Genomic DNA, 13,256 nt, shown 5'->3' with positions numbered 1-13,256 from the left:
GGGTGGAAGGGGTGGGGGGCGCACTGCTCATGATGCAAAGATTAACAGGTGTTTTATCCGTAAAGCATATCCCATCACCTGGCGTGCTCCGTCGAATGCTCCCCGTGTACACCTCTGCGCTCGCGTGCGCGCCGCATGGCCCGGGCATCGAATGACCGACCGTCGAACGGGGAGGTACGACGTGCACGGACCGGCTTCGTCCGGCTGGCTGCTGGTGGCGCTCTGCGCGGTGACCGGCACCTACTGCCTGGCGCGGATGCGCAGCGGCGCCGAGGAGCAGCGTGGCGGCGCGGGCGGCGAGGCGCTGATGGGATTCGGGATGGCGGCGATGGCCGTCCCCGCGGCGGTGTTCACTCCGCCCGCATGGGCCTGGCCGGTCTACGCGGCGGTGTTCGGGGCGGCGGGGGCCCACGCGCTGTGGGCGTCCCGGACGGGCCCGCACCACCTCCACCACCTCGTGGGCGCGGCGGCGATGGTCTACATGTCCCTCGTCATGGCCGGCTCCCCGGGGCACGCGCACGGCCGGAGCGGATCGGGAGTCCCACTCCTGACCGGGGCGCTGCTGCTGTACTTCGCCGCCTACGTGCTGCTGACCGGCGTCCGTCTGGTGCCGGTGGCCGCCGTGGCCGGGGGCGGTGCCCGAGCCGGCTGGGGCGACCGGCCGGAACTGGCGCGCGCCTGCCGTCTGTCCATGGGGATCGCGATGGTGGCGATGCTGCTGACTCTGTGAGCGGCACCGGCCCGCGGCGCCCAACGGATCCGTTGCCTGCGTCACTTTGACGGCGCGAGGCGTACCCCCGGGCGGGGCCGCGCTCATAGGCTGCCCCCATGATGCTCACCGCCGTGCTGCTGCTGCTCGGCGCCGTGGCCGCCGTGGTCGCCCCCCGGCTGCTCGCCCGGGCGGACTGGCCGGACCGTGAGCCGGTGGTGGCGCTGTGGGTGTGGCAGTGCGTGGTGGCGGCCGTCCTCGTGTGCTGCGCGCTGTCCATGACGCTCAGCGCGGCGGCGGCCTGGCACGCGGTCGGCGGGCACCTCTTCTCGACGGCCCCGCGCGCGGTCGTCGAGGCCTACGCCCTGGGTACGGCGGGCCCCTGGGCGGCAACCACGGCGGTCGCACTCGCCGGCGGCGGGCTGTGGAGCGCGGCGATGCTGATCCGCGAGATCGGCCGGGCCCGTGCCAGGCGCCGCCGACGGCGTGCCGATCTGCTGGTCCGGGCCCCGCTGCTGCCGGGCGAGGTGGCCGTCTCCGGCCGGCTAGTCGTCCTGGAGAGCGAGCGGCCCGACGCCTGGTGGCAGCCCGGCACTCCCCCGCAACTGGTCGTCACCACGGCCGCGTTGCTCCGGTTGAAGGGCCGGCAGCTGGACGCAGTGCTCGCCCACGAGCAGGGCCACGCCCGGGCCCGGCACGACTGGCTGCTGAACTGCTCCTCGGCTCTCGCCGGCGGCTTCCCGCAGGTACCCGTGTTCGCCGCGTTCCGCGACGAGATGCACCGCCTGGTCGAACTCGCCGCCGACGACACGGCATCGCGCCGCTTCGGCCGCCTCACGACAGCCCTGGCGCTGGTCGAACTGAACGAGCACCGCGGCGTGTTCGGGCCCTGCCCCACTCCGCAGGCCCATGTCCCCGCCCGGGTGCACCGGTTGCTCACTCCCCCGGACCGGCTGACCGCGGCCCGGCGTCTGCGGCTGACGGCGGCGGCCGCGCTGGTGCCCGTGGTGCCGGTGCTGGTGGCGTTCGTGCCGGGGCTGCGGGCGCTGGGGTAGCCGAGGCTCCCGAGCGCCCCCCGGGCGCGGAGCGTCCGGGAACCCCTCCGGTGGATCCGGCATGGCCGAAGCATGACGCCGCGGTGACGGAAGATCTTCCCCGTACTGGATCCGGACCCCCCGGTTCGGCGAGGATCGCTGTATGCACACCTCGTCCGTCGATTCCCCGCCCTGTCCGGAGTACCGCACCACCGCCGGTCTCGCCGGTGTCCTGGCCCTGTGCTCGGCGCTGCTGCTGACCCTCGTCGCGGCGAGATGGAGCCCATTGATCAGCGCGGACGGGGAGATCGCCGACACCACACACCGCTGGGCGGTGGACGAACCCGCTCTCACCCAGGCGTGCCGCATCCTCACGGACTGGGTGTGGGACCCGTGGACGATGCGTCTGCTGAGCGCGGCCGTCGTCGTGTGGCTGGTGGTGCGGTGGGCGGCGCGCTGGACGGCGCTGTGGCTGGCGCTGGCCGTCGCGCTGGGCACGCTGCTGCAGCAGGGCGTCAAGGCCGCGGTGGACCGCCCCCGCCCGGTCTGGCCCGACCCCGTCGACTCGGCCCACTACTCGGCGTTCCCGTCGGGCCACGCCATGACCGCCACGGTGGTGTGCGGCCTGCTGCTGTGGCTCCTGCACCGGCACGGCGTCGGCCGGGCCGTGTGGCGTACGGCCGTGGCCGTGGCCGTCGTCTCCGTGGTCGGGGTCGGGCTGACCCGGATCTGGCTCGGTGTCCACTGGCCGTCGGACGTGGTGGGCGGCTGGCTGCTGGGCACGATGGTGGTGGCCCTGGCGGTGTGGGTGCACCGACGCCGGCAGCCCTGAACCCGTCACCGCCCCACCGATCTTCGTTCGTGGCGTCGGGGCGGCCTCGTAGGATCGCCCACCCCCATGACCGCCGTGCTCTTCGACTTCTCCGGAACCCTCTTCCGTGTCGAGTCCACCGACTCCTGGCTGCGTGGCGCCCTGGCCACGGCCGATGTCCGGCTCACCGAGGCCGAGTTGACCGCCGCGGTCCTGGCCCTGGAGACGGTGGGGGCGCTGCCCGGCGGCGGTGATCCCGCGCGGATTCCGGCAGAACTCGCGGACGCCTGGCCCATCCGGTACCGCAGTTCGAGCACGGCGTGCAAGAGCCCGACCCGCGGCTGTTCGGCGTCGCCTGCGAGGCGCTCGGCGCCGACCCGCTCAAGACCCGTGCCACCTCTGGGGTGCGGGGTGCACTTCGTGGACCACCTGCCGGCGGCCGACCGGCCGGACGGGCTGCGGCCGTTCCTGGATCCGGTGAGCTGAGCCGGTCGCGCCGTCCGCGGGGACGGCGTGCCGCTTCGGAAAGTAGCCCAAGGCCACTACTGGGCCCGAGCGCTCGCCCGCCTCGGACGATCCCCCGCGTCGCCCGAGGCAGACGGCATCACCGGCCCAGACCTGACGAGGTCTTGGCCGGACCCTCTGAGTATAGTTGGCTGGCAGCCAGTCAACACAGGAGTTGCAGCATGTCTCCGCGTAGCGCCTCGGTGAACGAAGAGTTGCGGCGGCGTTCCCGGGAGCGGCTGCTGCAGGCGGCGGTCGAGCTGGTGAGTGAACGCGGTTACGAGGCGACCACGCTCGGCGACATCGCGGACCGGGCGGGATCGGCCCGGGGCCTGGTGTCGTACTACTTCCCCGGCAAGCGCCAGCTGGTGCAGTCCGCCGTGCACCGGCTGATGCACCGGACGCTGGAGGAGGCGCTGGAGCGCGAGCCGCGCACGGAGGACGGCCGGGAGCGGATGGCCCGGGCCATCGACGCGATCCTGGGTCTTGCCCGGGACCGGCCCGTGCTGATGCGCCAGCACATGGCGGGGATCCTGCAGGCCGAGGGCTTCATGCAGTGCCCAGAGCAGCGGCGGCTGGCCGAGCTGCTGCGGGACACCATGGCCCGGCACGGGTCCACGGACGTCGACAGCGACTACCCGATGATGCGCGCCCTGCTGATGGGCTCGGTGTATGCCGCCGTGGTGCCGGGGGCGCCGATGCCGGTGCCGGTGCTGCGCGCCGAGTTGTTCAAGCGCTACCGGCTCGGCTGGGAGCTGGGCCTCCCGCCGGAGACCGGAGCCTGCGGCGGGAGGGGCGACAAGGATCTGTCGCGGTTCTTCGCGACCGGTGCCGCACCGGAGTGCGACCCGCGGGGTCAGTCGAAGTAGTCCGGCTGGGTCTGGACGTTGAGCTCACGCTGGTGCACCCAGCGGGCCGGGTCCGTGCGCCGGTCGTCGATCTTCAGCACGTCGAAGCCCCGGGCGTACTCGTTCGAGTAGATGTAGCCGTTGTAGTAGTACGCGGACCACGAGCCGCCCGACTTGATCGTGTCGGTGGTCAGCGGACCGCGGTCGAAGTAGGCGATCTCCTTCGGCTTGGCCGAGTCGGTGAAGTCCCAGACGGAGACGCCGCCCTGGTACCAGGCCTGGACCATGATGTCCTTGCCCTTGACCGGGATCAGCGAGCCGTTGTGGGCCACGCAGTTCTCGGTGTCCGCCTGGTGACGGGGGATCTTGAAGTAGCTGCGGAAGACGAGCTTGCGCTTGTCGCCCTTGCCGACGATGTCGTAGATGCCGTCGGCACCGCGATCCGGGCCGATCTCCGCGTTGCAGGTGGCCGCGCCGCCACCGCCCAGCTCGTCGGTGTAGACGACCTTGTTCGCCTTCTGGTTGAAGGTCGCCGAGTGCCAGAACGCGAAGTTCACGTTGTCCTGGACGCGGTCGATGACCTTCGGCCGTTCCGGATCCTTGATGGAGAACAGGATCCCGTCGCCCATGCAGGCGCCCGCGGCCAGGTCCTTCGACGGCAGCACGGTGATGTCGTGGCAGCCGGTGGTCTTGGACACGCCCGGGTTGGTGGGTCCGCCCGGGTTGCCGCCGCCGTCCGGCCCCTCACCGGGGAACAGCACGGGGAAGCCGACGACCTTCGCCTTCTCGGGGGCGTTGCGCGGCACCTTGATGACGGAGATGCCGTCGTGCGGCGGCTGGCAGTCGGGGTATGTGGCGCTCGGCGAGTACGAGGAGACGTACACGTACACGTTGCGGCGCTCGGGCACCAGTGTGTGGGTGTGCGAGCCGCAGGCGGTCTCGACGGCGGCGACATACCGGGGGTTGCGCTTGTCGCTGATGTCGAAGACCTTCATGCCCTCCCACGAGGACTTCTCGGTCGCCGGCTGGGTGGTGCTGGAGCAACTGCTGTCGCTGCGCGAGGAGTCGGTGGACAGGAACAGCAGATTCCCGGAGACGGAGATGTCGTTCTGCGCACCGGGGCACAGCACTTGGGCGACGGTCTTCGGCGCCTTGGGGTTGCTGATGTCGAAGATGCGGAAGCCGTCGTAGTTGCCCGCGAACGCGTACCTGCCCTGGAAGGCGAGGTCCGAGTTCGTGCCCTGGAGCACGTCCTTGGGGACGTGGGCGAGGTGCTGGATGTTGTCGGAGTGGACGATCTCGTCCTGGCCGGGTATGTCGCCGCTCTCGATGGCCTCCCGGACCTCTGCCTGGTCGCTCTTGGAGACCTTCTTCGGCGCGGGCGGCGCGTCCCCCGGGTCGGGGGTGGCCCCTGCCGGTGCCGCCGTGAGGAGCGCGGCCAGCAGCCCGGCGGCGGCAGCGGTAACTCCCAGGCGTCTGCGGCGTGTTCTGCGGTCGTTCAACAGGATCACTGTTTTCCTCCCTGGTTCCGTTCACTGCGGAACGGTTCACGCACCACGCAGTATCGTCTTCGCCATGCACATACCAATAGAGGGCAACAGAATCGCAATGAAGTTTTCCGATCAATGACCCGCGGAAACGTGCGTGTACGTCGTCCGCAACCCGAGGTGCGTCCCAACCCGCTTGCCACAGGAGGTCGTTGTGCTCTTCCGCCGTGCGTCCCGGGCGTCCGCCGTCACGACGGGGCTGGTCGCCCTGGCCGTGCTCACGGCCGGGGGCTGTGACTCCGGTCCGGACCGGGAGCCGGCCGCCGCGGACGGGCCCGCCGTGATCGCGCCGGGTGAGCCCGGCGAGGCGAACCGCACCCTGTCCGCGGAGGAGGCCGCCGACCAGAACCCGGAGGACGACTCCCCCAACTCGGCGGACGTCTCCTATGCCCGCATGATGATCGAGCACCACTCCCAGGCCCTGGTGATGACCGAACTCGTCCCGACGCGCGCCGAGTCGAAGGACGTGAAGCGGATCGCCGAGCGCATCGCGGCCGGCCAGAAGCCGGAGATCGCGGCCATGAAGGGCTGGCTGAAGTCGTACGGCAAGCCGCTGAAGGCCGGGAGGCACGAACACGCCACCATGCCCGGCATGGCGACTGAGGCCCAGCTGAAGAAGCTCCGCGCGGCCGACGGGAAGGCCTTCGACCACCTCTTCCTGACCCTGATGACGACCCATCACCAGGGTGCGATCACCATGGCCACGGACGTGAAGGGGCAGGGCAACAACATCCGCGTCGAGGAGATGGCCGACGAGGTGATCGCGCAGCAGACGAGCGAGATCACCCGGATGCGGAACATGCTCTGAGCGCGCCCGGAGGCGGGACCTCGTCCCGGTTCAGCGCCGGACGCGGGAGCGGGACCTCGTCCCGGTTCAGCGCCGGGCGCGGCGCGGCGACAGCAGGCCCGCGTCCCGGGCCTGGCCGATCAGCCTGAGCGATGTACGACGGCTGTGCCCGGTCGCGCCCATCACGGCGAGGACCGGGTCGGCGCCGTCCCGCTGGGCCGCGCGGTACTCCCGCGCCACCAGCAGCCTCCCCTCCGCCCCGCGCGGCCGGGCGGGCCGGGACCGGCGCCCCTCGCTCCCACTGCCGTCGGACCCGGGCGCGGGCCCGCTACCGCACGCCTCGGCGACCGACTCCTCGATCCACTCGGCGAGCACCGCCAGATCGTCGAGGGACAGCGCGGGCTGAGCGCGCACCTCCTCGACGCAGACGCATCCGCCGCCCACGACGGCCAGCGCGTCGACCCGGGCGCCGTCCTCGAAAACCAGCCGGAACTCGAACCAGCGCGTGGCGCCCTCGTTCTCCCGCACTTCCCAGGCGGGGCGCACGGCCACCGCACCGTCCGCCGGAGAGCGATCAGAAAGATTCAGAAAGGATGCTTCCAGCATGCACTGAACGTAACCGCATGATCACATTCCCTACAGATCGGACACGCGCCGCGTGAGGGCCACTGCACCCTGTCAGCGGAGCCCGGCCGGTGCGATGCTGGAGGCGTCAGTGCTCTCCCGAGATCCGCGGGATCCCCCGGGTAAGGAGTTCTCCCGTGCTGCGAGTCGCCGTCGTAGGCTCCGGGCCGAGCGGGTGCTACACCGCCCAGAGCCTCGTCCAGCTGGACGCCGAGGTGCGCGTCGACGTCCTGGACCGGCTGCCGTGCCCCTACGGTCTCGTCCGCTACGGCGTGGCACCCGACCACGAGAAGATCAAGTCCCTGCAGAACAACCTGCGCGCCGTCCTGGAGCACGAGCGGGTCCGGTTCCTCGGCGGTGTGCAGATCGGCCCCGGCGGCGTGACCGTCGGCCGGCTGCGGGAGCTGTACCACGCGGTGGTGTACTGCGTGGGCGCCGCCACCGACCGGCACCTGGGCATCCCCGGGGAGGACCTGCCGGGGAGCTGGTCGGCGACGCAGTTCGTGGCTTGGTACAGCGCCCACCCGGACGCCGTGGACGCCGGTTTCCTGCGGGACGCCCGGTCGGCCGTGGTCATCGGGGTGGGGAACGTCGCCGTGGACGTGACGCGGATGCTGGCCCGGGGACTGGCTGAGCTGACCCCCACGGACATGCCGCAGGCGGCCCTGACCACCCTGGCGGACAGCCGGGTCACCGAGATCCACATGGTGGGCCGACGCGGCCCGTCCCAGGCCCGGTTCACCACCAAGGAGCTGCGCGAGCTGGGCACCCTGCCGGAGACGGACGTCGTCGTCGATCCGGCGGAGCTGGCCCTGGATCCGGGATACACGGACCCGTCCGCGCTGCCCGCCCCGCAGCGCCGCAACGTCGAGGTCCTGCGCGGCTGGGCCGGGACACCGCCGCAAGGCGCTCCGCGCCGCATCCACCTCCGGTTCTTCCTCCGCCCGGCCGAACTGCTCGCCGAGCGGGGCCATGTGGATGCGGTGCGGTTCGAGCGGACGGCCCCGGACGGCCGGGGCGGCGTGACGGGAACGGGCCGCCACGAGGTCATCGCGGGACAGCTGGTCCTGCGGTCGGTGGGCTACCGCGGAGTCCCCCTGGAGGGCCTCCCCTTCGACCCGGTCACCGGCACCGTCCCGAACCTGTCCGGGCGGGTCCTGCGCGAGGGTGCCGTCGCCCCGGGCGAGTACGTGGCGGGCTGGATCAAGCGCGGCCCCACGGGCGTCATCGGTACGAACCGCCCCTGCGCGAAGGAGACGGCGACCTCACTCCTGGAGGACGCGCCGGTCCTCACGCTGCGGGCCGTGCCCGACGACCCGCTCCCGGCGCTGCGCGCGGCGGGAACCGACCCGGTGCCATGGCAGGGCTGGCAGGCGATCGAGCGGGCGGAGGCGGAACTGGGAGCCTCGCTGGGGCGCGGCGTGGTCAAACTCCCGGACTGGCCCTCCCTGTTGAGGGCCGCCGCGAGCCAGGCTCCCTGAGGCCGCTCAGCCACCGAGCCGGTCGGCCTGCCGGGCGGCGGCGTGGAGCAGGGCCTCCAGCAGCCCGGGGAACAGCTCGTCCAGGTCGCCCCACCGCAACCCGTTCATCTTGGCAGTCCCCCGGTACACCTGCCGGATCACCCCGCTCTCCCGCAGCACCCGGAAGTGGTGCGTGGTGGTCGACTTGGTGACGGGCAGGTCGAAGTGCGAGCAGGACAACTCGCCCTGCGCACCGGCGAGTTCTCGTACGATCCGCAGCCGCATCGGATCCGAGAGCGCGTGCAGAACGTCCTCCAGCCTGATCTCGCCGGACGCGGGGTGCGGCAGGTCACGACTGCTGACGGCGGGGGACGACACGGCGGGCTCCACTTCCTCGGGGACTCCATAGTACGAGAACCCTCGTAGTTTGACATCCACCGTACTACGATGCCTATCGTACGAGTCGACATCGGCCCCGTGACGAATGGAGTCCGCCGTGACCGCGCTCTTCGAGCCCTACACCCTGCGCGAGCTGACGATCCCGAACCGCGTGTGGATGCCCCCGATGTGCCAGTACTCGGCGGCGCCGGAGGGCCCGGAGACCGGGGCCCCCACCGACTGGCACTTCGCGCACTACGCCGCCCGCGCCACCGGCGGGACGGGCCTGATCATCGTCGAGGCGACCGCGGTGTCGGCGCAGGGCCGCATCTCCCCCTACGACCTGGGCATCTGGAACGACACCCAGGTCGAAGCGTTCCGCCGCATCACCCGCTTCCTCACCGCGCAGGGCACGGTGCCGGCGATCCAGCTGGCCCACGCCGGCCGCAAGGCGTCGACGGACCGCCCCTGGAAGGGCGGCGCCCCGGTCGACCCGGACGCCCACGGGTGGGACTCCGTCGCCCCGAGCCCGCTCGCGTTCGACGACAGGCATCCGGTCCCGGCCGAGCTGACCGTCGACCAGATCAAGGACGTGGTCGAGCAGTTCGCGGCCGCGGCCCGTCGCGCGCTCGCCGCCGGCTTCGAGGTCGCCGAGATCCACGGCGCCCACGGCTACCTGATCAACGAGTTCCTCTCCCCGCACTCCAACCACCGCACCGACGCTTACGGCGGCTCGTACGAGAACCGCACCCGTTTCGCCCTCGAAGTCGTCGACGCCGTAAGGGAGGTGTGGCCGGACGACAAGCCGCTGTTCTTCCGCATCTCGGCGACCGAATGGCTCGAGGACGGTGGCTGGACCGCGGACGACACGGTCCGTTTCGCCGCCGACCTGCGGTCCCACGGCATCGACCTGCTGGACGTCTCCACCGGCGGCAATGCGTCGGGCGTCCGCATCCCCACCGGCCCCGGATACCAGGTGCCCTTCGCCGCCCGGGTGAAGAACGAGACGGCCCTGCCGGTCGCCTCGGTCGGGCTCATCACCGACGTCGAGCAGGCCGAGAAGATCCTCGCCAACGGCGAGGCGGACGCGGTACTGCTGGGCCGCGAGCTGCTGCGCAACCCCTCATGGGCACGGCACGCGGCGCGGGAGCTCGGCGGCGAGGTGCGGGTGCCGGACCAGTACCACCGGTCGGTCTGAACCGATCTCCAGGCCCGGCACCCCGGGCACGTCAACCGGCCGCGCACAGCGTTCCGTTGAGCGTGAACGCGGCCGGGGCGGCGCTGTTGCCGCCGTGGCTCGCCTGGTAGCCGATGCTCACGCTCGCGCCCGGCGCGATGGTGCCGTTGTAGGCGGCGTTGGTGGCGGTGACCGACCCGGACGACGGTGTGTACGTGGCACCCCAGCCGCCCGTGACCGTCTGCCCGGCGGGCAGGGTGAAGCCGAGCTTCCAGCCGTCGACGGCTGTCGTGCCGGTGTTGGTGAGGGTCACGGACGCGGTCAGACCGGTGCTCCAGGCGTTCACCGAGGCCGTCACCCTGCAGGCGCCGGGCTGGGGAGCCGGGCCGGAGCCGTCCAGGCCGAAGAAGGTGAGCACGCGGGAGGCCATGCCCTGGGCGTACAGGTTGTGGCCGACACCCTGGAGGCTGACGGCCTCCACGGGGCCTGCTCACCCGTGCCGCCGTAGCGGGTACGGGTCCAGCCGGCCTGGGGCGTGTCGCTGGCGACGGGCGTCTGGCTCACGCCGTGCACGTCCGTCCACTGCTTGATCTGCTCCCCGAAGTTGGGGTAGCGCAGGACGTCGTCCTGGGTGCCGTGCCAGATCTGCATGCGGGGCCGGGCGCCGGTGTAGCCGGGGTACGCGCCCCGAACCACGTCGCCCCACTCCTTCGGAGTGCGAATGATCGTGCCGCCCGAGCAGGCACTGTTCCACTCGGAGCCGTCGGCGGTGGCGAAACAGCCGAACGGGACGCCCGAGAAGGCGGCGCCCGCCGCGAACACGTCCGGGTAGTCCCCGAGCAGGACGTTGGTCATCATCGCGCCGGAGGAGATGCCGGTGGCGAAGATCCGGCCGGTGTCGGCGCTGTGGGTCCGGGTGGTCCAGTCGATCATCGACTTGATGCCGACGGGATCGCTGCCGCCGCCGCGGCGCAGGGCCTGGGGTGAGGAGACGTCGAAGCACTTGCTGCTGCGGGTCACGGACGGGTACAGCACGAGGAATCCGTAGCGGTCGGCGAGCGTGTCGTACTCGGTGCCGTTGTACATGTCCGGGCCCGAGCCGGTGCACCAGTGCACGGCCACCACGATGGCCGGCTTCGGTGTGACGCTCTCCGGTACGTACAGGTACATGCGCAGGTTGCTGGGGTTCGTGCCGAAGTTCGTGACCTCGGTGAGGGTGGCGGCGGGTACTGCACCCGCGCGGGTGGCGGCACGGGCGGGCTCGCCCGCTGCGGCCGCGGGCGTACTGAGCGCGGTGGCCGTGAGTAGCGGCAGCAGCGCGGCGACGAGCGCGAGGAGCAGTGACCGCAGGGGTCTCCTCGCCGTGGGGTGGGGGGTGGCAGACACGTCCGGGTTCCTTCCGTCGTGAAGTCCGGTTCAGGAAGCATCCGTTCGGCATGGCGGCATGGACATGACCTTCATGGAAGCGCTCCCACACCCGTATCGCCCTGAGCTGGAGCGGCCGAATCCCTTCTGCGCGAAGCGTTGACTAGAAAGCGCTTGCCCTCTACGTTCCGTTCAGCGATGTGACCCACTGGTTCGAGCGGTCTCCGATCGCAGCCCACATCGGACGGCATGTTGAACCATGTTCACTGACATGAACCTCGGCACAACGAAGGCACGCCCCCGACGGGACGCTCGGGCTCCGGGGGAGCCCGACGCGCATCCACCCCCACGACAGAAGGAATCGGGACATGACTTCCGCAACCCGCCAGCGCGCCCGTAGGCGCGCACTGACCGGCACACTGGCCACACTCGGCCTGTCGATTGGCATGATCATGACTGTGAACGCGCCCACCGCGAGCGCCGCGACCTGGCCGACCCCCAACGGCAGCCAGGGCACCTCCTCCACCATCTCGGTGTCCGGCACCAAGGACTACGGCATGAAGCGGTACTACGGCACCGGAGACCTGGCCGGTGACGGCCAGGAGGAGGGCCAGGACCCGATCTTCAAGCTCGCCGACGGCGCGGTGCTGAAGAACGTCATCCTCGGCGCCCCCGCGGCCGACGGCATCCACTGCGAGGGCACCTGCACGCTGCAGAACGTCTGGTGGGAGGACGTCGGCGAGGACGCCGCGACCTTCCGCGGCGGCAACGGGGCGACCTACCAGGTCATCGGCGGCGGCGCGAAGAAGGCCGCGGACAAGGTCTTCCAGCACAACGGCGGCGGCACGCTGACCATCTCCAACTTCGCGGTGCAGGAGTTCAAGACGCTGTACCGCTCGTGCGGGGACTGCTCCACGCAGTACACGCGCAAGGTCAGCCTCAACTCCGTCGACGTGACCGGCACCGGCTCCACCGTGCGGCTCGTCGGCATCAACGTCAACCGCAACGACGTGGCGACGCTGCGGAACATCACGATCCGCAACGACTCCGGCCGCAAGGTCGTGCCCTGCCAGAAGTACAACAACAACACTGCAGTCGGCTCCGGACCCGACGGCAAGAACTGCCTCTACTCCACCTCGGACATCACCTACGGGTAGTCCCGGTACAGGTAGTCCCGGGCAGGTCGGCTTCCCCCACGGTGACGGCGGCCGTGCGGAGCGTCCCGGCGGCGCTGCGCACGGCCGTCCGCGTCAGGCGCCGCGCACCCGCGCGCGCACCTCCCCGACCAGCTCCCCCTGGTAGTCGGTGTAGGCCGCGCGCAGTCCGGTGCCGGGCCAGTCGGCCGGCAGGAGCGCGGGCGGCAGGACGGGGTCGGCGAGCAGGTGCCGTACGGCGGCGGCGAAGGCGGTCAGGCGGTCGGCCGGGCGGGGTGCGCCGGCGATGTGGTCGAGCAGGGCCCGGGCCGTGGCGGACCAGGCGTCCAGCGGCCACAGGGTTTCGGCCAATTCACCCGAGGGGAGGTCGGGGCGGGCCGTGTAGCGCTGCACCAACCGGTCCAGGTCACCGGGCAGGGCGCGGGTCAGGTTGGCGGGGCGGAGCCAGACGCCCTCGCGGAGTTCGGCGAGCCGGAGGGCGCTCAGCCGGGTGCGGAGGTCGGCCCGTTCGGCGGGGCCGCGTCCCGTCGCGGTGACCACGACCATCTCCCAGTCGCCGTCCCACGCGCGCGTGCGCGGGTGCACGGCGTCGTCCTGCCGGCGCTGGCGCTCCAGCAGCCGGTCGCTGAGGCGGTAGCCGCCGTCCGTGCGCCGCAGGTCCCCCGCGGCCACCATCCGGCTGAGCGCCGCCCGCAGGGTCGAGCCGCCGACGTCGAAACCCTCGACGAGCCGCACCAGTTCCCTGACCGGCAGCTCGGGGGTATGCGCCCCGAGGAGCAGGCTCAGCACGACCGACCGCGCGGACAGCGGACGCAGATCGAGCGCGCCGGACCGCGCCGGGACGTTCATCGGCATGGT

At 71.6% G+C, this 13,256-nt stretch carries 12 protein-coding genes and 2 pseudogenes; 9 read left to right on the top strand and 5 right to left on the bottom strand.

The window, feature by feature from the left end; translation table 11 throughout:
* The first annotated feature begins 181 nt into the window (after positions 1 to 181).
* The 5 genes and pseudogenes from K4G64_RS18800 to K4G64_RS18780 all read left to right on the top strand — a co-directional run bounded on the left by K4G64_RS18800 (position 182) and on the right by K4G64_RS18780 (position 3,927).
* A complete protein-coding gene (locus K4G64_RS18800) occupies positions 182 to 730 on the top strand; it encodes a DUF5134 domain-containing protein (RefSeq protein ID WP_221757175.1) in 549 nt (182 codons plus the stop codon).
* A gap of 98 nt (positions 731 to 828) precedes the next feature.
* Positions 829 to 1,764: a M56 family metallopeptidase gene (locus K4G64_RS18795; protein WP_221757174.1), complete on the top strand. Its 936-nt coding sequence runs from the start codon at positions 829 to 831 to the stop codon at positions 1,762 to 1,764.
* Positions 1,765 to 1,906: 142 nt separating this feature from the next.
* A complete protein-coding gene (locus K4G64_RS18790; RefSeq protein ID WP_221757173.1) occupies positions 1,907 to 2,575 on the top strand; it encodes a phosphatase PAP2 family protein in 669 nt (222 codons plus the stop codon).
* Positions 2,576 to 2,641: 66 nt separating this feature from the next.
* Positions 2,642 to 3,040 (top strand): annotated as a pseudogene (locus K4G64_RS18785) (hypothetical protein).
* 200 nt (positions 3,041 to 3,240) lie between these two features.
* On the top strand, positions 3,241 to 3,927 hold the full coding sequence (locus K4G64_RS18780) for a TetR/AcrR family transcriptional regulator (RefSeq protein ID WP_221757172.1): 687 nt from the start codon (positions 3,241 to 3,243) through the stop codon (positions 3,925 to 3,927).
* Here the strand turns inward: K4G64_RS18780 and K4G64_RS18775 are convergent.
* On the bottom strand, positions 3,915 to 5,417 hold the full coding sequence (locus tag K4G64_RS18775) for an LVIVD repeat-containing protein (RefSeq protein ID WP_221757171.1): 1,503 nt from the start codon (positions 5,415 to 5,417) through the stop codon (positions 3,915 to 3,917). The two genes, K4G64_RS18780 and K4G64_RS18775, sit on opposite strands and share 13 nt — an antisense overlap.
* 190 nt (positions 5,418 to 5,607) lie before the next feature.
* On the opposite strand from K4G64_RS18775, the gene K4G64_RS18770 reads away from it, so the two are divergent.
* Positions 5,608 to 6,261, top strand: coding sequence for a DUF305 domain-containing protein (locus K4G64_RS18770; protein WP_221757170.1), 654 nt, complete (start codon positions 5,608 to 5,610; stop codon positions 6,259 to 6,261).
* A 66-nt stretch (positions 6,262 to 6,327) separates the two neighbouring features.
* On the opposite strand, the gene K4G64_RS18765 is transcribed toward K4G64_RS18770, so the two are convergent.
* A complete protein-coding gene (locus K4G64_RS18765) occupies positions 6,328 to 6,792 on the bottom strand; it encodes a DUF6214 family protein (protein WP_308122420.1) in 465 nt (154 codons plus the stop codon).
* Between the two features lie 209 nt (positions 6,793 to 7,001).
* Here K4G64_RS18765 and K4G64_RS18760 point away from each other — a divergent pair, with 209 nt between their 5' ends.
* A complete protein-coding gene (locus tag K4G64_RS18760) occupies positions 7,002 to 8,345 on the top strand; it encodes an FAD-dependent oxidoreductase (protein WP_221757168.1) in 1,344 nt (447 codons plus the stop codon).
* A gap of 6 nt (positions 8,346 to 8,351) precedes the next feature.
* Here K4G64_RS18760 and K4G64_RS18755 read toward each other — a convergent pair whose 3' ends face one another.
* Positions 8,352 to 8,702 carry a helix-turn-helix transcriptional regulator gene (locus K4G64_RS18755; RefSeq protein ID WP_221757167.1) on the bottom strand — a complete coding sequence of 117 codons (351 nt, stop codon included), beginning with the start codon at positions 8,700 to 8,702 and terminating at the stop codon, positions 8,352 to 8,354.
* A gap of 118 nt (positions 8,703 to 8,820) precedes the next feature.
* Between K4G64_RS18755 and K4G64_RS18750 the strand changes: the two genes are divergently transcribed.
* The gene (locus K4G64_RS18750; RefSeq protein ID WP_221757166.1) at positions 8,821 to 9,900 is read left to right on the top strand and encodes an NADH:flavin oxidoreductase/NADH oxidase; all 1,080 of its coding nucleotides are present in this window, start codon (positions 8,821 to 8,823) and stop codon (positions 9,898 to 9,900) included.
* 31 nt (positions 9,901 to 9,931) lie between these two features.
* Here K4G64_RS18750 and K4G64_RS18745 read toward each other — a convergent pair.
* A pseudogene (locus K4G64_RS18745) lies at positions 9,932 to 11,265 on the bottom strand (PHB depolymerase family esterase).
* A gap of 347 nt (positions 11,266 to 11,612) precedes the next feature.
* Here K4G64_RS18745 and K4G64_RS18740 point away from each other — a divergent pair.
* The gene (locus K4G64_RS18740) at positions 11,613 to 12,401 is read left to right on the top strand and encodes a pectate lyase (RefSeq protein ID WP_221757165.1); all 789 of its coding nucleotides are present in this window, start codon (positions 11,613 to 11,615) and stop codon (positions 12,399 to 12,401) included.
* 93 nt (positions 12,402 to 12,494) lie between these two features.
* Here K4G64_RS18740 and K4G64_RS18735 read toward each other — a convergent pair whose 3' ends face one another.
* Positions 12,495 to 13,253, bottom strand: a complete 759-nt coding sequence (locus tag K4G64_RS18735; protein ID WP_221757164.1) for a PaaX family transcriptional regulator C-terminal domain-containing protein — start codon at positions 13,251 to 13,253, stop codon at positions 12,495 to 12,497.
* Positions 13,254 to 13,256 lie beyond the last annotated feature (3 nt).

Source organism: Streptomyces sp. WAC04114 (assembly GCF_019733245.1).
Classification (GTDB): Bacteria; Actinomycetota; Actinomycetes; order Streptomycetales; family Streptomycetaceae; genus Streptomyces; species Streptomyces massasporeus_A.
Note: the sequence above shows the minus strand (reverse complement) of the source record. Positions and strands in the feature narration are given on the sequence as shown.

What these genes read in the sequence shown, in the direction of transcription:
- K4G64_RS18795 (WP_221757174.1), top strand. Translation starts at nt 829, where the DNA reads ATGATGCTCACCGCCGTGCTGCTGCTGCTCGGCGCCGTGGCCGCCGTG.
- K4G64_RS18790 (WP_221757173.1), top strand. Translation starts at nt 1,907, where the DNA reads ATGCACACCTCGTCCGTCGATTCCCCGCCCTGTCCGGAGTACCGCACC.
- K4G64_RS18780 (WP_221757172.1), top strand. Translation starts at nt 3,241, where the DNA reads ATGTCTCCGCGTAGCGCCTCGGTGAACGAAGAGTTGCGGCGGCGTTCC.
- K4G64_RS18740 (WP_221757165.1), top strand. Translation starts at nt 11,613, where the DNA reads ATGACTTCCGCAACCCGCCAGCGCGCCCGTAGGCGCGCACTGACCGGC.
- K4G64_RS18735 (WP_221757164.1), bottom strand. Translation starts at nt 13,253, where the DNA reads ATGCCGATGAACGTCCCGGCGCGGTCCGGCGCGCTCGATCTGCGTCCG.